Genomic DNA, 21272 nt, shown 5'->3' on the forward strand with positions numbered 1-21272 from the left:
AAAAATGAAAATCGATGGATTTGTCGAGTAATCTGTAAAAATTATCTTCTGCAATCAGATCCTGAAGTTGTACCTGATACAATATTTTTGGGCTGAGTTCCTTTCTTCCTTGCATACTTAAAAGTACCAAAAATCATATTTTTAAACAACGTTTTTTATATATTTGAACAGTTGTGCAACAAGCACACATGTTACAAGCAATTTGGTTAATAGGTTTAATTTGAAGTTGTCTTGTACTTTGAAGATTTGGCAAATCCGAAAATAGGGCTTAATTTAGTCCCAAAACTGCGGTAGTCCCAGAACGTTGTGCAACACTTTAACTGAAAGAGAAGAATAAATATTTAATGAAAATACTACTAAAGTTTATAAGTCCAATTTTAATTGCTATAATTCTACTAAGCTTTACATACGGTCAAAATTCAGTGAAAATTTATGGTGAATTGAAACCTAAAAAATCTGAAATCAATGTTTCTCGATTGAAAATTTTGGTAAAAACTAACAACCTTATCTTAGTTGAAACAATAACAGACACTTTTGGTAAATTCAAATTAATATTTATACCAAAAACAAATAATAAAATTGATTTTTATTGTGCTGGAATTGGGAATGATACGATATTTTTAAAAAGAATGGTAAATATCCAAACTGACTCCTTAAATCTAGCTTTTTCACTGCCAGTAAAATACAAACTTAATTTAAAGGGTAAAGTAATTTGTCCCATTTGTAAAAAAACAGATAAGGTATTTAAAATTATCTATTTAAATACAAATCCGTATATTGCTGTTGGAGTAAAAAAAACAGATGACGGCCAATATGATATGTCAAATGTAAAATTAAAACAAGAAAAATATACTCCTATAGAACTTTCAAGGTATTCATGCAAAAGGGATAGTATAAAATTTTAAAAAAGTGATCCGAAAATAGGGCTTAATTTAGTCCCAAACCCGATGATTACCAAGACTTTGGTAGCAATTTATCCAAACTCAGAAATAAACTTAGAAACAAATGAAAAGCATACCTAAAGAATATTTAACTATATGGGAAAAAATTAAAGCTGTTGGTAAACAGTATTTATTTTTATACAATTTTGGCCCAATCAAATTTTTGACAATTGATGAAATTAACAGTGACGATAATTTATTGACTGATTTTCATTCAAACAATAATTTTTATGGTTTTGATTTTTTTCCATTCGCAATTGTCGGAAGATATAACGGAGTATTACTTTATGGTTCAACAGTTGAAAACAAAAAGGGTGTCTTTTACAGTGGAACATATCCCAAAACTAGATACCCTATAAAAATAAGTGATGATATTTCAGAAATTATACCCTTAGAAATTTTGAATGACAATCTGATATCTGAAGAAGAGATATACGCATATGAAGAGAAGCAGTACAATAATTACGGTATTTCTTTAACCACAGATAAAGGGATAATTCCAATAAATAAAGATATCAGAATTCTATTTCAAGAAAAATTTACAAAATCAATTTTAATGAATAAGGAGTCTAATTACAAAGATTTAATTAGTAAATTCCTCATATTAAACAAGATAAATTTTACTGACTTGCCTGACGGAAAATATTACTCGTCAGATTTTGAAGAAATATCAAAGAAAATCAGAAAAAAATATAGCATTAATTTTTACCACACTCACTTTATTCCATCAGACTATTACGCAATTGGAATTTATTCTAGCCAAGGGATGTCTGAGCTTTTAAAATTAGGATTATTAAGTGACGAAGAACTAAATATTGACGAAGAAGTATATCGACAAACTATATAAAACTACCGCCAACAGCTACAACGGATTTGGGCATTTGACTTAATGGAAAGATGGTTTTGTATTTTGGATGATTTGCTTCGCCTGTTCGCTATCGCTCGGGTGGCAAATCCGAAAATAGAGCTTAATTTAATCCCAAACCCGTAGTGCCAGAACGTTGTAAGCAATTTTAGAAAAACCAAAATCAATCTGAATTTAATATGTTTAGTTTTTTAAAAAAGAAAAAAGATTTACCTGAATTTGACTTTATTAAATCATACTATGATAAAGAGAAATATTTTGTACGAATAAAAAAATGGAATTGGTTGAATCCTGAACAAATCGCTTTATGGGAAAAAGGTGTTGACGGAAAAATAAAAATGACTACAATGGATTATTGGCTTCAAGAAATGTTTCTGGATGCTGACGGACAAAAAACAATTTTAGATTATTTGGGTGTTTTAATTAAGCAATTTAGAGATAGTAAAATGGAAATTCCATCCGATTTAGATAAGTTTATGGTAGAAACACTTTTGAGTTTAAAAACTGAATTAAAAGCTATTGAATTTAGTGATTCACCTACTGAAATTCAAACTGAATATAGAAATCCAATAAAAGAATAAAAACTGCTTACAACAGCCACTCCTATGTAAAGCATCGTAAAGTTATTCACTACTTTTGAGAGGGGTATATCTCAGTTATTTTCGAGTATAAAATTGCGTTCCAACGGCTTGTTGAAAAGTGCTTCCAACATAAATTACACTCATTTTGCCTTAGATTCACCGCTTCTGGTATTAACTCAAAAGATGGAGGAACATTAGGAGTATGCAATTGTTGCAGCAGCAATTATTTATTTTTAGATAATGAAAATTTCGTTTGTGTTGATTATTATCTAGATGGAGATCCTTTTTACAGCGGAAAACACAAAATTGAAAATGAAACAATTGAGTTAAATTATAATTCAATAATTGTCTAAAAAGAATATAATTAGGAGAGTGAAACAGACACAATTAATACACAACCTGAATATATTTATAAAACTGAAAAATGTAAATCATCAATGATTCCGGATGAATCCTTACGTGTGACTTTTAAAGTCAATAGTTTCTTAAATTCGAACAACTCAAAATCATAAAAATACTGAGATACTAAGGATTTCAAACTAAAATTAGCCTGTTATCAAAAAAAACTAAATAATCAATAAAATAAACCTTAGCATCTCAGAGTTCTTAAATTATGCGGTAATCGCCAGTACGTTTTGGTTGAATTTATATTCTTTTGGACTGCAGTTGAATTTTTGTTTGAAGATTTTAGAAAAATAACTTCTGCTTGTAAAACCAATGCAATACACTATTTCTGAGATATTCAAATCGCTGTTTTTAATCAAAATTTCGGCTTTTAAGATTCGCATGTGAGTGATAAAATCGTTTACCGTTCTGTCATGAATCATTTTAAAACCTTCCTGCAGTTTGTTTGGCGATAAACCTGATTTTTTACTTAGAGATTTAATGGTAAACTGCTCTTCCGGATTTTCTTTTATCAGATCTGAAAGTTTTTTTATTTCTTCCATTTCCTTTAAGGTAAGGCAATTTGTTTCTTTCAGAGAATTATTCATATCATCAGAATGCTGCTGGATTTCCATGGCGAGAATAATTTTTAAAATCCCTTCTTTTAATAAATTACGAACTATTCCGGTCTCTGTAACAGCGCTTAACTCTTCAATTTTTTCGGCTATTTTTAAATTATAAGAGCCTACATAGAAAAAGTTATATTCTGAATTCTTTTCAAAAAAAGTTTCCCTTACCTTATAATTTAGAGAATCATGATTGTCTGTACCTGAGTTTTGAGTTCCTACGACAATGAGTGTGAGTTTTGTATTGATGTTTTTTTCGAAATACAAAATATTCTCTTCATCCTGTCTTGAAGAAACAATGGCGGTCTGGAATTTTTTTAGTTTTCTTTCTACACCTGTAATTCCAAAACTGTGCGATAAACTGCCTTTAGAACAATAAGCAAAATAAACCGGTGAAATATTCGGGTTTTCGATACTGAGCCTTACGTCTTCTGAAAAAGTCATTTCAAACTGAAGGCTGGAAACCGAATCACTATAAGAAGATCCTACAATGGTGCCTTTAGCAAAATCATTAGAAACCTCTAAAGCATACTCGTCTGAATCAAAAATTATTTTTCCTCCAAAACTTTGCGTCAGTTCTTCAAATATATTTTTAATCTTATCTTTATGTATAGTTACTAATTTCATTTTATTTCGTGATTTAAAATTATTTTTACAGGCTGAACAAAAACTCAGATTTATACGATTAATCTGTATTCCAAAATTCGTTTAAAACACTCGCTTTATGTTATATAATTTTTGAGATTTGTTTTATAATTACTTCTAATCTATTCTTTTACCATGAAAAGTTTTTCTTTCAAGCCTATAGCGTCACCTGAAGCCGTCATTTTGATTTTAGGAACTATGCCGGGTACAAAATCACTCGAAATACAACAATATTATGGTCATGCACGAAATAACTTCTGGCGCTTTATGTTTGAAATTCTGGAAGATGAGTTCTCTGATGATTATGAGATAAAAAAGGCTCTTTTGCTCAAAAACAAAATTGCCTTGTGGGATGTTTTGCAATATTGTGAAAGAGTCGGAAGTCTTGACAGCGCAATCAAAAATGAAATTACAAATGATTTTGAACAATTTTTAAAACTCCATCCAAATATTAAAACCATTGTATTTAATGGTCAGAAGGCTGCTGCTTTTTTTAAAAAACATGTGACCTTAGAAAATATGGATTATCAGTTCATCACTATGCCTTCTACCAGTCCTGCCAATGCGAGCAAAACATTTGATTCGAAATTAAAAGAATGGAAAGTAATTAGAGATTTGCTAAAAGTTTGAATGATATAACATTATTAATTCAAACTGTAAGATTTCATGCTCATGTTTAAATAATTTTATGATTATAACTTTTAAACTTTTAAATCATGAAAAAAATACTTTTAGCAAGCAAAATCATTTTAGGAACAGGAATTTTATTATTGAGTTTAAATTCCTGTAAAAACGAAACAAAACAAGAAGATCCAAAAGAAGTTGCCGAAGAACAAAACGAAGCTAAATTTGACAGTATAGATACGAAAGAAGATGATTCTGAATTTTTAGTTGACGCTACAGAAATCAATTTGGCTGAAATCGAAATAGGGAAACTTGCACAAACAAAAAGTACCAATCCAGAAATTAAAAAATTTGGTAAAATGCTAGTTGATGAACATACAAAACTAGCTGCAGAGGTTAAGGCTGTTGCTGATAAACGAAATTTTTCATTACCCGCTTCACTTACTGAAGAAGGTCAGGATGAATACGATAAACTAAATGAAAAAACAGGAGTTGATTTTGATAAAAATTTCGTTGATAAAATGATCGATGGTCATGAAAAAGCAATTGATAAATTTACCAAAGCATCAGAAAATGCAAATGATGAAGAAATTAAAGCCTGGGCATCTAAAAATGTTGCTTCACTGACGGCACATCTTCAGCATGCAAAACAGCTGAAACAGGATTTAGATAAAAAATAATCATTGATACAGGTTATTTAGAAAGCTATTCTATTTATTAGGGTAGCTTTTTTTTACATTAAAAAAAACAATCATGAAGAAACAGTCTTATAAAAATCATGTCCGGTTCTATCCGGCACATCATTTTGTATATTATCCTATTTTAATCGTTTTTTTAGGAATATCAGTTTATTTTACCATTACTTCAGCAGAAAAACTAGTTTGGGGTTTTATAACTGCAATTTTCGTATACTTATTCTGGCTGGCTTATATGCTGCGCCAACATTACGCTTTAATTTTACAGAACAGAATTATTAAGGCAGAATTTAGATACCGATACTTTGTGCTTACCGGAAGCCCTTTCGAAGCCATTGAATATAAATATACTGAAGATCAGATTTTTGCGTTGCGATTTGCTTCAGATGCAGAATTGTTGCCTTTAATGCAGCGTGCGCTGGTTGAAAATTTATCCGGAGAAGACATCAAACAGGCCATTAACCACTGGAAAGGTGATTACAACAGGGTATAAAAACAATTACAAAGTACATATTTCACTGATAATCAAACCATATTAAACAAAAAATAAAACAATAAAAATAAAAACGATTGTTTTTTTCGCTAACTTTAATTGTTAAAATTTTATCAATTAAATCTAAAACAAGTCTTATGAAAAAATTATTTTGTTTGTTGATAGTTTTATTTACCTGCATTACATTACATGCACAAGTCGTTGCCGAAGCACCAGTCAAGGATACTTTGGCTCCAGTACAAGATGAACAAAATATCCCGGAAGATCTGCCCTGGCATGCTAGACGTTTCAAATTTACAGCCGGAGCCTTTTTTCCTGTAAATAATACTGAAGTTAAGGTAGGAAGTAATGATGGTGATTTTGGAAATTCGATTGATTTTGAAAAAGATCTCGGTTTCAACAAAAGCAGCGAGTCTTTTACTGGTACTTTTGAATGGCGAATTTCCAGAAGATCAAGACTAGGTGCAGAATATTTTTATCTAAACAGAACCTCTACCAAAAGACTGGAAAAAGATATTGAGTTTGGCGATCATACTTATCCGGTAAACGCCACCGTTTCTGCATTTATGGACAATCATATCGCCCGAATTACTTATGGTTATGCCTTTATATCAAAACCAAAATACGAAATTGGGGTACTTATCGGGGCTCACGTATTGTTTGGAGATGTGGGTATGAGATTAGAAGGAGCAACTGCCCAACTGGAATACAGAGATAATTTTGATTTTACGGCTCCATTGCCGGATATAGGGCTTTGGGGAGAATTTGTATTGGGTAAAAAAGTTGGTCTTTATGCCAACATCAATTATTTTGCAATTAAAATCAATGATGTTGATGGTAAATTGTTAAGCTATAATTTATCTGTTTTGTATAATGTCTATAAAAATTTCAGTATAACAGCAGGATATACCGGTTTAAACATCAGGGTTGATGTAGAAAAAGAAAGAACAAACGGATACTTTAAATGGGGTTATAACGGCCCTACCCTTACCCTTGCCTGGGCATTTGGAAAACATGTTAAACTTTATAAAAAGTAAACTCCGAATTTTATCTTTATAAAAAATAAACAAGCCCGATATTCAAAGTATCGGGCTTGTTTGCTCTAACTAACTATAAACTTAACTCAAACTAACTCATTTTTAAACTAAAAAATACTAAAACATTTATTAATTCTGGCAAAACAGAAATTTTCAAAATATCATTTTTTATTATTCTAAAGTTTCCAGCTGAAGCACTACATTTTGATAATGTTTGCTCAACGAAAATAATTGCTCTGCAAAAATCATAATCGCCAGCGGAATAAAGAAAAATGTAGTTAAATCTTCTTCGTATAAAAAATAGGTGGTTATAATAAATATTCTGCCATATTCCAGATAGTACATCCACTTTCGCTGTTCTAATAAAGCACCGCAATTTACTAATGTGATGAGTATAAAAGACAGCACAAAAACTTTATCAAAAAGATCCAGCAATTCAAAATAATAAGTAAAACCAGTTAAAAATAACGTGCAGATTCCTAACTGAATATAGAGATAATTCCTGAATCGAAGCCTCGGATGCGGATTGCTTTTGTCCTGCAGAAAACGTTTTTCTAATATAGGTCTAATGTCCTGATCCATATCGGCTGGGCTTCCAAAAACAGCTTTCCATCTGGCCTTAAACCCCTTGGAACGTCTCCACAATTCATAAATTTCAAAATAGTAATGAAAATGCTGCCACATAAAACTATAGCTTTTTAACGGATGGGTTAAACCGTATTTTGGTTTCTCTTCCTCCTCCTGAAAAGTGCCAAAAATACGGTCCCAAAACGTAAACATATCTCCGTAATTTTTATCCAGATATTTTTCGTCAGAAGCATGATGTACCCCATGAATTGAAGGCGTTACAAAAACATATTCCAGCCATTTTATTTTTCCGACAAGCTGAGTATGGGTAAAAAAAGAATAAGCGCCATGAACAATCAGCATCGTAATAACCATAGAAGGATGGAAACCTATAAAAGGAAGAATACACCAAAAACCAGTACGTATAACGGCCTGAAAAGTGGTAATCCTTGCTGCTGCGGTAAAATTAAACTCTTCGCTGTGATGATGTACAATATGTGCCGCCCAAAAAAAATTAATTTCATGACCAAGTCTGTGGTACCAATACCAGACAAAATCGGTTGCAAGAATTAAAGCAATCCATACAAAAACATTGCTCTCGATATCCAAAAGCCTGTAATTGTTGTAAATAAAATAATACAACTGATAGAAACTTGCAGCTACAAAAAGATTAATCAGCCTTTCTGCAATACCAATACTGATATTTGAAACTGAGCTTTCGTAATTAAAAATCTCAGGTTTGTTTTTGCGCTGTATCAACTTATATTCTAAGAATAAAAAAATGAAAAACGCAGGCATAGCGAACGCAAGAAAATTAATATGTTCCATTTTTAAAAATCTTTTTTTTGACCGATAAAAAACTTATTTTCAATTCAATATAAGACTAAAGAAAAAGATATTTTCATTAATTGACCACATCTAAAATTGTCAAACGATTGCAATCAATGAAAATATTTTTCTAGAATTATCTGATATTTAGTTCTGTTTAAATTTTGGAGCTTCTATTTTTACTTCTTTCAGAGATTGTGTATCTGCCACTTTTTGCAGAGCAATTATATAGGCTGCAATACGTGGTGTAACTTTGTGTTTATCTGCAATTCTGAAAACCGTTTCGAAACCTTTTTCAAGTATGTCTTCTAAGCGTTTGTTTATCTGGTGAATTCTCCAGGACTCCAAAAGCGAATTTTGAAGCCATTCGAAATAAGAAACTGTTACTCCGCCTGCATTCGCCAGAATATCGGGAACTACCAGAACATTATTATTATGTAATATTTTATCCGCATCAGAAGAAACCGGTCCGTTGGCACCTTCTACAATAATTTTTGCTTTGATATCAGCCGCATTTTTCTGTGTAATCACATCTTCTTTTGCAGCCGGAATTAGTACATCGACATCAAGAAGTAATAATTCCTCATGTTTGATGGCTACCGAATTTGGATATCCTTTGATACTTTTATTATTCAGGTTGTAGTACAAAATCAGTTCGGGAATATTGAGCCCTTCAGGATTGTAGAAAGCTTCTGAAACATCGCTTACAGCCACCACTTTTAATCCTTTTTCATATAAAAATAAAGCCGAATGCAATCCCACATTTCCAAATCCCTGAATCGCCACTGAAGATCTTGCCGGTCTCAGTTTTAATCTTTGAAGCGCCAGAAGTGTAATAATACTAACTCCTCTTCCTGTAGCTTCTACCCTTCCTAAAGAACCTCCTGAATGTAGATGTTTACCTGTTACCACAGCATGAATCGTCTTGCCGTGAACCAAAGAAAACTCATCCATTAACCAGCCCATTTCGTCAGGACCTGTTCCCATGTCCGGTGCAGGAACGTCTTTTTCTGGCCCAAAAATATCGGCTAATGCTTTTGTATAAGCTCTGGTAATTTTCTCTAATTCTGTTTTAGAATGTTCTCTTGGGTCGCAAATAATTCCGCCTTTTGCTCCTCCAAACGGAATTCCTGTTACAGCAGATTTCCATGTCATCCACGCTGCCAGTGCTTTTACCTCATCAAGGTTTACACCCGTATCATAACGGATTCCGCCTTTTGATGGTCCTAATGCCGTGTTATGAATAACGCGGTATCCTTCAAAATTTTTAGTTGTACCATTATCAAGTGTGATTGAAAAATTGACCACAATTTGTTTTTCAGGTTTTTGTAATTTCTGTCTGATTGATTCTTCCAGGTTTAAAATATCTGCTGCGATATTAAAACGATCAATCATGGACTGAAAAGGATTCTGTTTAATTATTTGTAGGCTCATAATTTTTTGGTTTTAAGATTTTTATTCAATTGATTTTGAAATTTTATATTTTAAAGTCTTTTGTACATTACAAAAGCGTTTTTACATTTTAGGTAACTCATTACGGCAACTACAACAAGGAATCTTCATAAGAATGCCCTGCATCATTGTATCGGTGTATTTATTTGATCTCATATCTGGGTTTTGAATAAATTCTAAAAAAAGCCTTTCATGGGTGATGAAAGGCTAAAAAAAAAAAATAACTAACAAGTACTTTCTCTATTAACGCCATTTCAGGACATGATTCAACATGCAGCACATCGTGAAGCTGCATCTGAAAGACATCATATTTCGATTATAGTTTTTCATTGTTAAGGCAAATTTATAAATATATTTTATAAATTCTATAGAATTTGTAGAGTTTATTTTAAAATAAATTAAACTTATTTACAAAACCCTTGTAAAACAAGCATTTATACTGAAATAAATTTTAAAGAATTTGAGATAAAAAAATGAAAATTATAGCTATTAAAGCTAAAATGATCCCAAAAAAGTTGATTTTGGATAATTTTTCTTTAAAAAAAAGCAGCCCAACGAGACTTCCCAAAACAATGACCCCCATGTTCATTCCGGCAAAAACGGTAGATGGGTTTTCAGAAAATGCTTTATGCGCTTTTAGATAAAACAAGATATTTCCGAAATTAAAAAGTCCTACCAATCCTCCGAAAAGTATATTCTGAAGCTCAAACTTTACTTTTTTTACTTTAGCATTATAAACAGCGTTAACCAATGAAACCAGCAAAGCGATATAAAATACAACGAATAAAGAAGTCGTATATGGAATATTGCTAAAAATTGCAATTTGTTTAAAAAGAATATCAATTATACCAAACCCTACTAAAACAATTGCCGGGTATATCCACTTGTTCTGTTCATTTTCTGATGGTTTTCTTAAAATAAGTAAAAGTGCCAAAAAACCAATCGCAAGACCTATTATTTTATAGGTATTGAATTCTTCCTTAAAAATAAACCAGGCTGCCAGTATCGGAATAAACAGAGATAATCTTTGTGCAGCATCTGTTTTTACTATTCCCATGTGGCTGATAGAAGCTGCCAGAAACAAAAAGACAACAGGTAACAAAATACCAACAGCCAGATAAATATTCCATGGAGCGTTTGCTGAAATTTTCGTCAGATCAGGACTGAAAACAAAATAACAGAACAGGATTGCAAATACATAATTGAAAGTGATGATCTGACCCGGATTGCAATTATAGTTACGGGTTATTTTAAAAATTATACCTACTGTTACACTGCAGATAATACTTAGGATAAGAAACAACATACAACTTTTTTACTGTAAAAATAGCGTTTAAAAATCATTCAAAAAAAAGCCCGGAGAGTTAATTAAACCTTCCGGGTAATTTTATTTTTTTGGTCTTTAGCTTTTGGCTGAAAGAACATTTTTATGCTTCATAGCAAATAAATGATGCGAGTTAAAAACCAGTACAGCCATAAAAATAATAACATACGCTAAAATCTGCAATGCCGTAATTTTTTCTTTATAAACAAAACAAGCCAGTCCAAATGCAATCATCGGATTGATATTCAGCAACATTCCAACAGTTGAAGAATTGATTCCGGATAGCGCATATAAGTTGAGGAATAATGGTATGATTGTAAAAAATATGGCAATTGTTTCAATACAAAAATAAAAAGTAAACTCTGTAGGTATGGGACCGCTGTATGCAGGATAAAATGGCACTAGCAACAAAGCTGCTAAAGTGATATGAAATGTGAGTATTATAAATTTGTCAAACCCTTTATTGACACGCTGACTAACAAGATAAGAAGCGTACGTTAATCCAATGATGATACTAAAAAACATATCCATAATATCAGCATACGATAATAACAAACAGCCCGAAATACTTAAACCAACTGCCAGCCATTGTGTTTTGCTCAGTTTTTCATGCAGGATAAAATAAGCCAGCAATGTGGTTAAAATAGGACAAACCAAATAAGCCAGAGAAGTAGCTTTTACACTAACATGATTCATTACATAAATAAAAGTAAACCAGTTCAGCATTAGAAAAAAGCTTCCGCCAATATTCAGTAAAACTGTATTTCTTCTTTTAGAAGGCGGTAAAGCTCTGAAAACTTCAATTGTCTCGTTTATTTTTTTTCGCATAAATAAAAACGAAATCAACAGCATTAAAATACTACAGCTAAAGACACGATAAAATAAAATATCCAGTGAAGCATATTCGTGTATTGGTTTTAGCACAAGGCTAAAAAAACCCCAGGTTATGTAAGCTGTAATGGCAGCCAGATAATATTTTGTAGTTTTCACGGGTTTCTTTTTTAGGGTTATATCAGAAGAAGCAAATTTCTTAAAAATAAAACAGCAATACAGATACAGTTTTTGTAAATTGCAGCAGAACAGTTTTTTTTATGCGAAATCCAAATTACCTCTATTTACAGTTTGCCGATCTTATTGAAAAGCAAATAAAATCTGGGCTTTTAAACGTTGGAGACAAATTACCTTCGATCAGAGAAGTATGTGCAGAAACCGGCTACAGCATGAGTACGGTGAGCAAAGCATACTATGAAGTCGAAAGCAGATCGCTAATCGAATCACGCCCTCAATCGGGATATTATGTAAGTAACATCTCTGCCCGAATTGCTCCTGAGCCAAGTTCCAGCTCTCCTATTCTGACCACTCAAAATATTGAACGGGAAGATTTAATCGATTTGGTTTACGGTAATATGACTGATAAAAATGTTACGATGCTTTCGCTGGGTTTTCCTTCAAATGAACTTCTTCCGATTGCCAAACTGAATAAAGGAATGGTTCAGGCGATGCGTCAGCTTCCTAATAGCGGTACCAGTTATGAGGAAATGCAGGGAAATGTAAATTTTAGAAAAGAAATTGCCCGCTGGTCTTTTGCCTGGGGCGGATCACTCACAGAAGACGACATCATCACCACTCCGGGCTGTGTAAGTGCTATTTCGAATTGCCTAATGGCAGTAACCAAACCGGGAGATACCATTGTTACTGAAAGTCCGGCCTATTTTGGAATATTACAACTGGCCAAATCTTTGGGGTTGTATGTCATGGAATTGCCGACCAATATGACAACCGGAATAGAACTGGAAGCTTTAAAAAAAGCGATTTCAACCAAAAAAGTAAAAGCTTGTGTTTTGATGAGTAATTTTAGTAATCCATCGGGAAGTATGATGCCTAATGAACATAAAGAGGAAACTGTTCGCTTAATGGAATTTCATAATATCCCGCTTATCGAAGATGATATTCACGGCGATTTATACTTTGGTTCAGCCAGACCCACAAACTGCAAAACGTATGATGAAAGCGGTATTGTGATGAGCTGTAGTTCGGTTTCTAAAACTTTGGCACCGGGTTATCGTGCTGGCTGGGTTATTCCGGGGAAATTTAAAAAAGAAATTTTACGGACAAAATTATACCACACCATCTCCTCTCCTACCATAACACATGAGGTTGTAGGTGATTTTCTGAAAAACGGACGGTATGAAAATCATCTTCGGAAAATTCGTCAGATACTGAATCAAAACTGCAATAATTACATCAACACGATTTTAGAATCTTTCCCGAAAGGCACAAAAGTAAGTCAGCCTCAGGGCGGTTTTTTTCTTTGGATAGAACTGGATAAAAAAATAGATACTGCCGAATTTTACCATTTGGCCATGAAACACAATATCAGTATTGCACCGGGCCGAATTTTTTCTTTCCAGAATCAGTTTTCAAACTGCATGCGTCTGAGTTTTGGTTTGCCCTGGACAAATGAATTACGTCAATCCATACAAACATTAGGTAAACTGGCTGCACAGCAAACTTTATAATATTCTACTTTAAACCTGAAAAAAAACCGGACAGTACAACTACTCACTGTCCGGTCAACAATTAAAATACCAAAATTAACTTTAATCTATAAAACAAAATAAGCGTTGCTGTCCACTTTTTTCGGCTCGTTTTCTAAATCAAACTCTTTTAGAATATCAAATTCGCTTTGATATTCATTCAGCATCTGCCTAATATTTTTTTCGATTGTATTTGCAATGGTTGTTACAGGCGTATCTGTTGGTCTGTTTTCAAAAGGATCCTGCAAATGAATCGCCATTCTCTCTATCAAAAAGAATGCAGCTCCGATAGCGGTAATCAATGGAATAGCAAACCAGCTTAAAACACTAGTGAGTCCAAAAGGCAGTAATAAAATGAACAAACACAATGTCAATCTAATGTACATGCTGTAAGTGGTTGGAAAAATTGTGTTTTTAATTCGCTCACATTTACCCATTTCGTCACATAATCTCGACAGTGTATTATCGATTTCAACCTGCTGATACATATTAATACGCTTCTCATTTTTAGCATTTCTGAGATCACGCGCATGAAGCATTAAAATAGCATTTGGTACGTTTTGATGATTTTTGACGTATTTGATTTCCTCTTCACTCATCAAACCGGTTAGTGGTTTTATAGCATCTTTATTTCGAAGTGCCTGCCCTAAACTATAACACCATGCAATTTGCCTTTTAGCAAAATTCTCTTTGAATTCATTAGCTTCAACAGAAAAATCCGGGTCTTTGTAAAACGTCAAAACCTGACGTATCAATGTTCTGGAATCGTTTACCACAGCTCCCCACACAATTCGTGCTTCCCACCATCTGTCATAAGCCTGATTGGACTTAAAAGCCAATAATAAGGAAATAATAGTTCCAATCATGGTTGGTATCGCAATGGGAATATCTACGGGAAGATTGATGAAATAATGGTGAAAAATTTCAAATAATATTGTGTAAGCTAATACGAGAACAATTTCAACTTTAATTTTCCCGAGAACGTACTTCATTGGTATTCTTTTCTTTAATAACATATTTTCGGTTTTAAATTAATATTATTTGGCTAGTCCTTAGTAACTTGTGATGAGTTCTTAGTTTGTTAAATAGAATAATATTTTTATCCTTTCTTTTGAAAAAATTAGATTCAGCGAAAAACTTAGTAAAACTTAAATCCTAATAGCAGGCCTTATAAAGCAACGTAAACTAATTACTAATTACTAAGGACTAATTACTAAGGACTAATCTAAACCAGCTCTTCGTACAATGAGAGTACCGGAAGACCCAGTTTCTCATTAATATTCTGTTTTTTTATTTTTTTGAATTTGATTTTCTCTCCTTTACGGGTTTCTACCAATAAGTCGATGCCGTATTTAGAAATTGCTTCAGACAAAGGAGTTATATTTTCGTAATTATCATCCGTTTTTGAAGTTTTGCTTACAATTTCATACGAGAAGTTTTCATTTAGAAATTGCTGAACATCTTTTATGTGCATATTGGCACTACTGTTTTCAATATAAAGTGCTTTCGTAAAATCTTCTTTGAATTGTTCGTTGCCCAAATGCAGAATCGGACATTTTTGATTGCCCGCCAATTGAACCAAATATTGATGAATACGCTTGGTTTCCTGTTTGTACGAGTGCGGCAGAATAATTAATTTTACCGAAAAAGTTTCTACAATCCTTCTAAAAACAGGTAATGAAAGCCCGTATTGGTTGTGAATTCTAATTTTGCAGTTTTTGGTATAATCAATCATATACCTGCAGGTTTCTAAAACTTCTTCCTGGCTTTTAGTAAGGCCGGCTCGCATTTCGCGTAAAAAATTAGATGATGAAAAAGAGTCTGGTGTCTCAGAAACCATCATCAAAACAATCTCACAATCTGATTTTTTTGCCTGGCTTATTGCCGATTTTACAGCAGAAATCGTATCATCTTTTAAAGTCGTAGGAATCAGGAAATTTTTCATGTGCATAATCTTTTAGTTTATACAGACAAAATAACTCCTTGATAATTAGAAGGGTCTTAATCTTAAATTAGAATTTTCTAAGATTCAACATTAGAATTTTTAATATTACTCTTTTTAAGATTAGATTTTTTGAAAATGATAGTTACAATTGTTCCTTTGTTTTGTTCCGACTGTACTTGTATTTCTCCATCGTGCATACGAATGATCTTAGAAGCCAGTGGAAGCCCTAAACCGTAACCGATATATTTAGCCGCAATTTTTCCTCTGAAGAAAGGCTCATATAAATGCGGAATATCTTCTGGCGGAATCCCTATTCCTATATCGTTTATCGAAATTTTAATTGACTCATTATTTGCAGAGAGCGTTACAAAAACTTCATTATTATCTGAATACTTTACACCATTGGTTATAATATTGTTGATTGCCAGTTCCAAAAGTGGTTTATTACACGCAATTAGCAGCAGATTAGAGTCTTCCGGAGCAAAATTAAGTTTGATACTGACACGGTTGTCCGGATAAATTTTATCCAGATCTGATTTTACTTCCAGCAATAATTCATCGATTCGGGCAATATCCAAAACCTGCTTATTGCCATCATAACCCGTTTGGGTTAGTTTAAGCAAACTTTCGGTTAAGTTTCCTAATTTTGATGCCTGACTGTATATATTTTCTAAAGACTGTACATATTCTTCTTTCTCACGCTCTTTCAAAAGCATAATTTCAGCCTCGGCAATTATGGTTGTAATAGGTGTTTTTAATTCATGTGAAGCGTTATTGATAAAGTTCGCCTGTATTTCAAAAGAGGTTTCGAGTCGGTCGAGCATATCATTAAAAGTTGCTGTCAGATCTGAAATTTCATCTGAATTTTTAACTTCCGGTAATCTGTTATGAAGGTTTGAAGCACTGATTCTGTTTACTTCTTTGGTAATTCTGGCTACAGGATTAATGACACGTTTTGCTAAAAACCGGCCTAATATGAAAGCCAAAAATATAAATCCGATTCCGCCAAAAACTAATATTTTTACAATATAAACCGTTGTCGTTTTTCCTCTTCGGTCACGTGCTCCAACGATTACAATGTATTTTTGGTTTCTTTCTGTAAAAACCTGACCCAGATAATATTTACTGTTAATTTCAAAATAGTCTTTCCCGGTCTGGAGAATATTAGAATAAAATTCGTTCGGGAGATTCAGCTTTGTGTTGTAGTCAAAACTATTGGCGCTATTTATTTTAAGAACATATTCTTCCTCTTCTATAAGTTCTTCGAGTCCGTTTTTCTTTAAATTACTATAATATTTTATTTTTTCAGGATCGTGCTGAAAATGGATAGAAGCCACAATTTTTGATCTGTCATCAAGCCTTTTCAGGAAATGATAACGATTGTTTTCCCTAAATAAAACGAATACTATAACACTCAATAACAAAGTACTGAAGGTAGAAAGTGCTACATAAGTAAAAGTAATCCTTTTTCTGATATCCATTTTATGGCTGTATAACGTAACCTAAACCTTTCATGGTGTGAATAAGTTTGGTTTTATAAGGTTTGTCTATTTTTTTTCTTAAATACGTGATATAAACATCCACAACATTGGTGTTCATGTCAAAATTGATGTCCCAGACGTTGTCCAGAATCTGATCTCTTGAAACAATTCTGCCTGTATTTCTGGCTAAATAATACAATAATTTAAACTCTTTGGCTGTCAAAATAATTGATTCTCCGTCCCGTTTTACCGTTTTGGCTTTACCGTTTATTTCGAGGTCGCCAATGACGATCGTATCGACTTTTTCTGTCTCCTGATTGGCTCTTCGGTTTAAAGCATTTACCCTTGCATCGAGTTCACCGAATTTAAATGGTTTTACCAGATAATCATCAGCACCTGCGTTGAGTCCTGTTACGATATTTTCTGAAGTTCCAAGAGCGGTTAATAGCAGAATCGGAACGAAATTTTTGGCGGCACGCAGTCTTCTGCAGATTTCAATTCCGTTAATATCGGGTAACATTACATCCAAAATGACTACATCAAAAGTATAATTATGAATCATTTCCAGTGCCGTTTTACCATCAAGAGCCACGCTGACATCATTATTGTTTTCAGCGAATCCTTTGCGTAAAATAGAAAGTAGATTTGGTTCGTCTTCGACTATGAGTAATTTCATTATATAAATGTGTAATTTGCAAAAATAAGGAGAAAAGCTTTATTAAAAGAATGAAAAACCCGACAAGCAGAAAACCTGTCAGGTTAGATAAAATCAGGACGAAATTATAACTTACTGATATAACTTCCGTACATATCTTTAAACTGGTGTCCGGTTGCAAAACGGTCTTTGCTTAGCTTTTTATATTCAACCAAGCCCCAAAGAATGAATTCTTTCATAAAATATACATCTTCTTTTACCAATTGAGGCTGGTATTTTTTTAATAATTCATCTAGCGGAGTTACTTCGTCTAAAATACTTTTGTATGCTGCGTCTGAAGCATCGTCTAATAATTCGAAGCCACTTTCTGCAAAAAACCATTCTACAACATCAGAATAGGGAGTTTTTTCGTCTGGTCTTTCTAATTTTTCGATTTTTGGAAAATACTGAGGAAACAATGTTCGAATGGCAGAACCAATAAGACTTTCAGCCACAACATCTGCTCCCTCCTGCTCTCCTTCGTAAACCAATTCTACTTTTCCTGTAATGGCCGGAATAATCCCGATAAAATCAGACAAACGTAACGAAGTGTTATCAACCCCAGAAATCAAAGCACGACGTTCGGCTGTACTAATTAAGTTTTCAAAAGCCGTAATGCTCATTCTGGCGCTTACACCGCTTTTGTTATCAATGTATTCACTTTCACGGGCTTCAAAACTAATTTGCTCCAAAATATCTCTCGCTAAACCCGGAACATAAACCACATCGGTCTGATTTTGGTCTAATTTAGATTCCTGCTCTGTAATTATTCTCGCAATCTCAATACTTTCTGGATAATGCGTCAGGATCTGAGAACCAATTCTGTCTTTTAAAGGCGTTACAATACTTCCTCTATTGGTGTAATCTTCTGGATTTGCCGTAAAAACAAATTGCATATCTAAAGGCATTCTCAATTTGAAACCTCTAATCTGAATATCCCCTTCCTGCAAAATATTGAATAAGGCTACCTGAATTCTTGCTTGTAAATCGGGTAATTCGTTTATCACAAAAATACAGCGATTCGCTCTCGGAATCATTCCGAAATGAATTACTCGGTCGTCTGCATAAGACAATTTCAAGTTCGCTGCCTTTATTGGGTCAACATCTCCAATCAAATCGGCAACGGTTACGTCTGGCGTTGCCAGTTTTTCAAAGAAACGATCGCTTCTATGCAACCAGGAAATTGGGGTTTCATCTCCTTTTTCTGTAATTAAATCTTTAGCAAAACGAGAAATAGGATTTAACGGATCATCATTGATTTCAGAACCTTCCACAAACGGAATATATTCGTCTAATAATTCAACCATTTTACGCGCCAAACGTGTTTTCGCCTGTCCGCGAAGTCCTAATAAGTTAATGTTGTGACGAGATAAAATCGCACGTTCTAACTCTGGAATTACCGTGTTTTCAAATCCGTGAACGCCTTCAAAAACAGGTTTTCCCGATTTGATTTTTTCACGAAGATTATTGCGCAGTTCCTCTTTTATGCTTCTACTTTTATATCCAGTGGCTTTTAATTGACCCAATGTCTTTATAATATTTATTTCCATGTTTTATATTTAAAAATTGAAAGATTAAATGATTTAAAAATTCAATGTATTTATTCCTATTTACGTAGGCACAATGCGGTACTTCTCTACGATATGTGTTGGTTTTATCAATTATTATAAGAAACCTTAGTCCCTCATAATCTTAGCGACTTAGAATCTTTATTTAATTCTTTTTTTCCTATTCGCTTCATAATCCTCAAAAATCATTTCACCCAAACCTTTTAGTCCGGTATAAAATGCTTTTCCCTGATTGGCTTCTGTAAACTGATTCACAAAACGCTGTAAATACGGATCTCGGGCAATCATAAAAGTCGTAATTGGAATGTGGAGTTTTCTTGCCTGCTGCGCCTGAGTGTAACATTTATCGACAATGTATTCATCCAAACCGTTACTATTCATATAATAAGAACCATCACGTTCGCGAACACAGCTTGGCTTTCCGTCGGTAATCATGAAAATCTGTTTGTTGGTATTACGCTTTCTGCGAAGAATATCCATCGCCAATTGCAAACCCGCAACTGTATTGGTATGATACGGTCCAACTTGTAAATAAGGTAAATCTTTGATTGGAATTGTCCAGGCATCGTTTCCAAAAACCAATATATCCAATGTATCTTTAGGGTATCTTGTTGTGATTAATTCCGCCAAAGCCATGGCTACTTTTTTAGCAGGCGTAATTCGGTCTTCTCCGTACAAAATCATACTGTGACTAATATCAATCATCAGAACGGTACTCATTTGTGCTTTGTATTGAGCATCTTCTACTACCAAATCATTTTCGGTCAGCATAAAACTTTCGACACCGTTATTAACTTGAGCATTTCGAAGACTTTCGGTTAAGGAAATTCTTTCTAAGCTATCGCCAAAATTAAATTCACGGAATTCTCCGGTATGTTCATCGCCATTTCCGGCATGTTTTGTTTTATGGTTTCCAGTACCAGATTTTTTCAGGTTTCCGAAAATCTGATCTAAAGCTTGTTGTCTGATTGCTCTTTCGGTTTTTGCCGTAATGCCAAAACCAGAACTTCCATCGCCTTTTACTTCATCTTTTATGTACCCCTTTTTCTTCAGGTCTTCGATAAAATCATCGATCGTGTAATTTTCGTCGGTAAGTTTGTACTCTTTGTCCAGCTCCCGAAGCCAGCTAATTGCTTCGTCAAAATCACCTGAAGTATGGGTGATTAACTCTTTAAAAATCGTAAAAAGTTTGTCAAACGGAGACTGAAAAGGAGCTTCGTAAGTCTTAAAATAAAAGCCTTTTTTAAATTCGTTTTTCATAATTTTTAAAATTACGTTTTTTTAGAATTATGAAAAACGAATCTTTTATTAATTTTTAGTTAAAATATCTAACCAAATATCAGAACTAACAGTGTTAGATATAATAATTATTCAAACTTTCCATCCAAATAATACCAAGCTCCTTTTTCGAATTTAAAAGTAGAAAATTCGTAATGAACTTGTGGTTTATTATCAGAATCTAAAAAGAAAGCTTTGAATTCGACTGTGTTTTCAGAAAAACTCAAAATTTCTAGTTTCTGCCATTTATTAGAAACTGCCCATCTTAAAATTTCAGTTTTCGAATAATATTTTCGTTCTGAAACATAAGTGGTTTCCATTAAATAATCTGCATTATGAGTCGCATACGCAGCATATCTGGAACGCATTAAAGCTAATGCGGAAGGCGCTTTTTGATTACCGCTTAAATATAAACCACAACAATTTTCAAAAAGCAGTCCTGTATCACAGAAGCATTTTTTATTCTCCATCAACAGGTTCTTCTCCATTAATTTTAACATGAAGCTGATTTAGTAAAACCTGATAACGAGTTATTTCGCGAACTTCTTCATCTTCTTCAGCAAAATCAATCATTTCGTCAAGTGTTTCGCTTACTTCTAATAATTTGTTATTTGCTTCTCTGTCGTTTTTAGCTGCAATCAAATCAATGATTTCCTGCACGTTTGCTTTTAGGGTTTCGAATTTACTATCCATTAGTTGTTTTGTTT

Annotated in this window: 21 protein-coding genes; 8 read left to right on the top strand and 13 right to left on the bottom strand. The window is 33.3% G+C overall.

The window, feature by feature from the left end; translation table 11 throughout:
* Window positions 1–344 precede the first annotated feature (344 nt).
* From AAEO57_RS19735 to AAEO57_RS19745, 3 genes are all read left to right on the top strand, one after another.
* Window positions 345–905: a hypothetical protein gene (locus tag AAEO57_RS19735; RefSeq protein ID WP_341694751.1), complete on the top strand. Its 561-nt coding sequence runs from the start codon at window positions 345–347 to the stop codon at window positions 903–905.
* Window positions 906–1005: 100 nt separating this feature from the next.
* On the top strand, window positions 1006–1788 hold the full coding sequence (locus tag AAEO57_RS19740; RefSeq protein WP_341694752.1) for a hypothetical protein: 783 nt from the start codon (window positions 1006–1008) through the stop codon (window positions 1786–1788).
* Window positions 1789–1985: 197 nt separating this feature from the next.
* Window positions 1986–2387 carry a hypothetical protein gene (locus AAEO57_RS19745; RefSeq protein WP_341694753.1) on the top strand — a complete coding sequence of 134 codons (402 nt, stop codon included), beginning with the start codon at window positions 1986–1988 and terminating at the stop codon, window positions 2385–2387.
* Between the two features lie 611 nt (window positions 2388–2998).
* On the opposite strand, the gene AAEO57_RS19750 is transcribed toward AAEO57_RS19745, so the two are convergent.
* Window positions 2999–4024, bottom strand: a complete 1026-nt coding sequence (locus AAEO57_RS19750; protein ID WP_341694754.1) for a helix-turn-helix domain-containing protein — start codon at window positions 4022–4024, stop codon at window positions 2999–3001.
* 153 nt (window positions 4025–4177) lie between these two features.
* Between AAEO57_RS19750 and AAEO57_RS19755 the strand changes: the two genes are divergently transcribed.
* The 4 genes from AAEO57_RS19755 to AAEO57_RS19770 all read left to right on the top strand — a co-directional run bounded on the left by AAEO57_RS19755 (window position 4178) and on the right by AAEO57_RS19770 (window position 6891).
* Window positions 4178–4672: a DNA-deoxyinosine glycosylase gene (locus AAEO57_RS19755; RefSeq protein WP_341694755.1), complete on the top strand. Its 495-nt coding sequence runs from the start codon at window positions 4178–4180 to the stop codon at window positions 4670–4672.
* A gap of 86 nt (window positions 4673–4758) precedes the next feature.
* Window positions 4759–5346, top strand: coding sequence for a DUF4142 domain-containing protein (locus AAEO57_RS19760; protein ID WP_341694756.1), 588 nt, complete (start codon window positions 4759–4761; stop codon window positions 5344–5346).
* 73 nt (window positions 5347–5419) lie between these two features.
* On the top strand, window positions 5420–5854 hold the full coding sequence (locus tag AAEO57_RS19765; protein ID WP_341694757.1) for a DUF6526 family protein: 435 nt from the start codon (window positions 5420–5422) through the stop codon (window positions 5852–5854).
* 137 nt (window positions 5855–5991) lie between these two features.
* A complete protein-coding gene (locus tag AAEO57_RS19770) occupies window positions 5992–6891 on the top strand; it encodes a hypothetical protein (RefSeq protein WP_341694758.1) in 900 nt (299 codons plus the stop codon).
* 171 nt (window positions 6892–7062) lie between these two features.
* Here AAEO57_RS19770 and AAEO57_RS19775 read toward each other — a convergent pair whose 3' ends face one another.
* From AAEO57_RS19775 to AAEO57_RS19790, 4 genes are all read right to left on the bottom strand, one after another.
* Window positions 7063–8286, bottom strand: coding sequence for a sterol desaturase family protein (locus AAEO57_RS19775; RefSeq protein WP_341694759.1), 1224 nt, complete (start codon window positions 8284–8286; stop codon window positions 7063–7065).
* Window positions 8287–8433: 147 nt separating this feature from the next.
* Window positions 8434–9720 (bottom strand): Glu/Leu/Phe/Val family dehydrogenase, encoded by a 1287-nt coding sequence (locus AAEO57_RS19780; protein ID WP_341694760.1) that lies wholly within the window; start codon window positions 9718–9720, stop codon window positions 8434–8436.
* 469 nt (window positions 9721–10189) lie between these two features.
* Window positions 10190–11044, bottom strand: coding sequence for an EamA family transporter (locus AAEO57_RS19785; RefSeq protein ID WP_341694761.1), 855 nt, complete (start codon window positions 11042–11044; stop codon window positions 10190–10192).
* 96 nt (window positions 11045–11140) lie between these two features.
* The gene (locus tag AAEO57_RS19790) at window positions 11141–12052 is read right to left on the bottom strand and encodes an EamA family transporter (RefSeq protein ID WP_341694762.1); all 912 of its coding nucleotides are present in this window, start codon (window positions 12050–12052) and stop codon (window positions 11141–11143) included.
* 101 nt (window positions 12053–12153) lie between these two features.
* Here AAEO57_RS19790 and AAEO57_RS19795 point away from each other — a divergent pair, with 101 nt between their 5' ends.
* Window positions 12154–13581, top strand: a complete 1428-nt coding sequence (locus AAEO57_RS19795; RefSeq protein WP_341694763.1) for an aminotransferase-like domain-containing protein — start codon at window positions 12154–12156, stop codon at window positions 13579–13581.
* Window positions 13582–13667: 86 nt separating this feature from the next.
* Here AAEO57_RS19795 and AAEO57_RS19800 read toward each other — a convergent pair whose 3' ends face one another.
* The 8 genes from AAEO57_RS19800 to AAEO57_RS19835 form a co-directional block, all read right to left on the bottom strand.
* Window positions 13668–14615 carry a bestrophin family protein gene (locus AAEO57_RS19800; RefSeq protein WP_341694764.1) on the bottom strand — a complete coding sequence of 316 codons (948 nt, stop codon included), beginning with the start codon at window positions 14613–14615 and terminating at the stop codon, window positions 13668–13670.
* Window positions 14616–14824: 209 nt separating this feature from the next.
* Window positions 14825–15544, bottom strand: a complete 720-nt coding sequence (locus AAEO57_RS19805) for an adenine nucleotide alpha hydrolase family protein (RefSeq protein WP_341694765.1) — start codon at window positions 15542–15544, stop codon at window positions 14825–14827.
* Between the two features lie 77 nt (window positions 15545–15621).
* Window positions 15622–17025, bottom strand: a complete 1404-nt coding sequence (locus AAEO57_RS19810) for an ATP-binding protein (RefSeq protein ID WP_341694766.1) — start codon at window positions 17023–17025, stop codon at window positions 15622–15624.
* 1 nt (window position 17026) lies between these two features.
* On the bottom strand, window positions 17027–17701 hold the full coding sequence (locus AAEO57_RS19815) for a response regulator transcription factor (RefSeq protein WP_341694767.1): 675 nt from the start codon (window positions 17699–17701) through the stop codon (window positions 17027–17029).
* Between the two features lie 104 nt (window positions 17702–17805).
* Entirely contained in the window at window positions 17806–19269 is a 1464-nt protein-coding gene (locus AAEO57_RS19820; protein ID WP_341694768.1) for an AAA family ATPase, read from the bottom strand.
* A gap of 159 nt (window positions 19270–19428) precedes the next feature.
* Window positions 19429–20547, bottom strand: a complete 1119-nt coding sequence (locus AAEO57_RS19825) for a vWA domain-containing protein (RefSeq protein ID WP_341694769.1) — start codon at window positions 20545–20547, stop codon at window positions 19429–19431.
* A 107-nt stretch (window positions 20548–20654) separates the two neighbouring features.
* Window positions 20655–21053 (bottom strand): YchJ family protein, encoded by a 399-nt coding sequence (locus tag AAEO57_RS19830; protein ID WP_341694770.1) that lies wholly within the window; start codon window positions 21051–21053, stop codon window positions 20655–20657.
* Entirely contained in the window at window positions 21025–21258 is a 234-nt protein-coding gene (locus AAEO57_RS19835; RefSeq protein WP_423972156.1) for a hypothetical protein, read from the bottom strand. The genes AAEO57_RS19830 and AAEO57_RS19835 overlap by 29 nt, the downstream gene beginning before the upstream one ends.
* Window positions 21259–21272: the final 14 nt, after the last annotated feature.

Source organism: Flavobacterium calami (assembly GCF_038290035.1).
Taxonomy (GTDB): Bacteria; Bacteroidota; Bacteroidia; order Flavobacteriales; family Flavobacteriaceae; genus Flavobacterium; species Flavobacterium calami.

Excerpts from the sequence above, each read along its gene's own strand:
- AAEO57_RS19735 (WP_341694751.1), top strand. The coding sequence starts at position 345 with ATGAAAATACTACTAAAGTTTATAAGTCCAATTTTAATTGCTATAATT.
- AAEO57_RS19740 (WP_341694752.1), top strand. The coding sequence starts at position 1,006 with ATGAAAAGCATACCTAAAGAATATTTAACTATATGGGAAAAAATTAAA.
- AAEO57_RS19745 (WP_341694753.1), top strand. The coding sequence starts at position 1,986 with ATGTTTAGTTTTTTAAAAAAGAAAAAAGATTTACCTGAATTTGACTTT.
- AAEO57_RS19750 (WP_341694754.1), bottom strand. The coding sequence starts at position 4,024 with ATGAAATTAGTAACTATACATAAAGATAAGATTAAAAATATATTTGAA.
- AAEO57_RS19755 (WP_341694755.1), top strand. The coding sequence starts at position 4,178 with ATGAAAAGTTTTTCTTTCAAGCCTATAGCGTCACCTGAAGCCGTCATT.
- AAEO57_RS19760 (WP_341694756.1), top strand. The coding sequence starts at position 4,759 with ATGAAAAAAATACTTTTAGCAAGCAAAATCATTTTAGGAACAGGAATT.
- AAEO57_RS19765 (WP_341694757.1), top strand. The coding sequence starts at position 5,420 with ATGAAGAAACAGTCTTATAAAAATCATGTCCGGTTCTATCCGGCACAT.
- AAEO57_RS19770 (WP_341694758.1), top strand. The coding sequence starts at position 5,992 with ATGAAAAAATTATTTTGTTTGTTGATAGTTTTATTTACCTGCATTACA.
- AAEO57_RS19775 (WP_341694759.1), bottom strand. The coding sequence starts at position 8,286 with ATGGAACATATTAATTTTCTTGCGTTCGCTATGCCTGCGTTTTTCATT.
- AAEO57_RS19780 (WP_341694760.1), bottom strand. The coding sequence starts at position 9,720 with ATGAGCCTACAAATAATTAAACAGAATCCTTTTCAGTCCATGATTGAT.
- AAEO57_RS19785 (WP_341694761.1), bottom strand. The coding sequence starts at position 11,044 with ATGTTGTTTCTTATCCTAAGTATTATCTGCAGTGTAACAGTAGGTATA.
- AAEO57_RS19795 (WP_341694763.1), top strand. The coding sequence starts at position 12,154 with ATGCGAAATCCAAATTACCTCTATTTACAGTTTGCCGATCTTATTGAA.
- AAEO57_RS19800 (WP_341694764.1), bottom strand. The coding sequence starts at position 14,615 with ATGTTATTAAAGAAAAGAATACCAATGAAGTACGTTCTCGGGAAAATT.
- AAEO57_RS19805 (WP_341694765.1), bottom strand. The coding sequence starts at position 15,544 with ATGAAAAATTTCCTGATTCCTACGACTTTAAAAGATGATACGATTTCT.
- AAEO57_RS19810 (WP_341694766.1), bottom strand. The coding sequence starts at position 17,025 with ATGGATATCAGAAAAAGGATTACTTTTACTTATGTAGCACTTTCTACC.
- AAEO57_RS19815 (WP_341694767.1), bottom strand. The coding sequence starts at position 17,701 with ATGAAATTACTCATAGTCGAAGACGAACCAAATCTACTTTCTATTTTA.
- AAEO57_RS19820 (WP_341694768.1), bottom strand. The coding sequence starts at position 19,269 with ATGGAAATAAATATTATAAAGACATTGGGTCAATTAAAAGCCACTGGA.
- AAEO57_RS19825 (WP_341694769.1), bottom strand. The coding sequence starts at position 20,547 with ATGAAAAACGAATTTAAAAAAGGCTTTTATTTTAAGACTTACGAAGCT.
- AAEO57_RS19830 (WP_341694770.1), bottom strand. The coding sequence starts at position 21,053 with ATGGAGAAGAACCTGTTGATGGAGAATAAAAAATGCTTCTGTGATACA.
- AAEO57_RS19835 (WP_423972156.1), bottom strand. The coding sequence starts at position 21,258 with ATGGATAGTAAATTCGAAACCCTAAAAGCAAACGTGCAGGAAATCATT.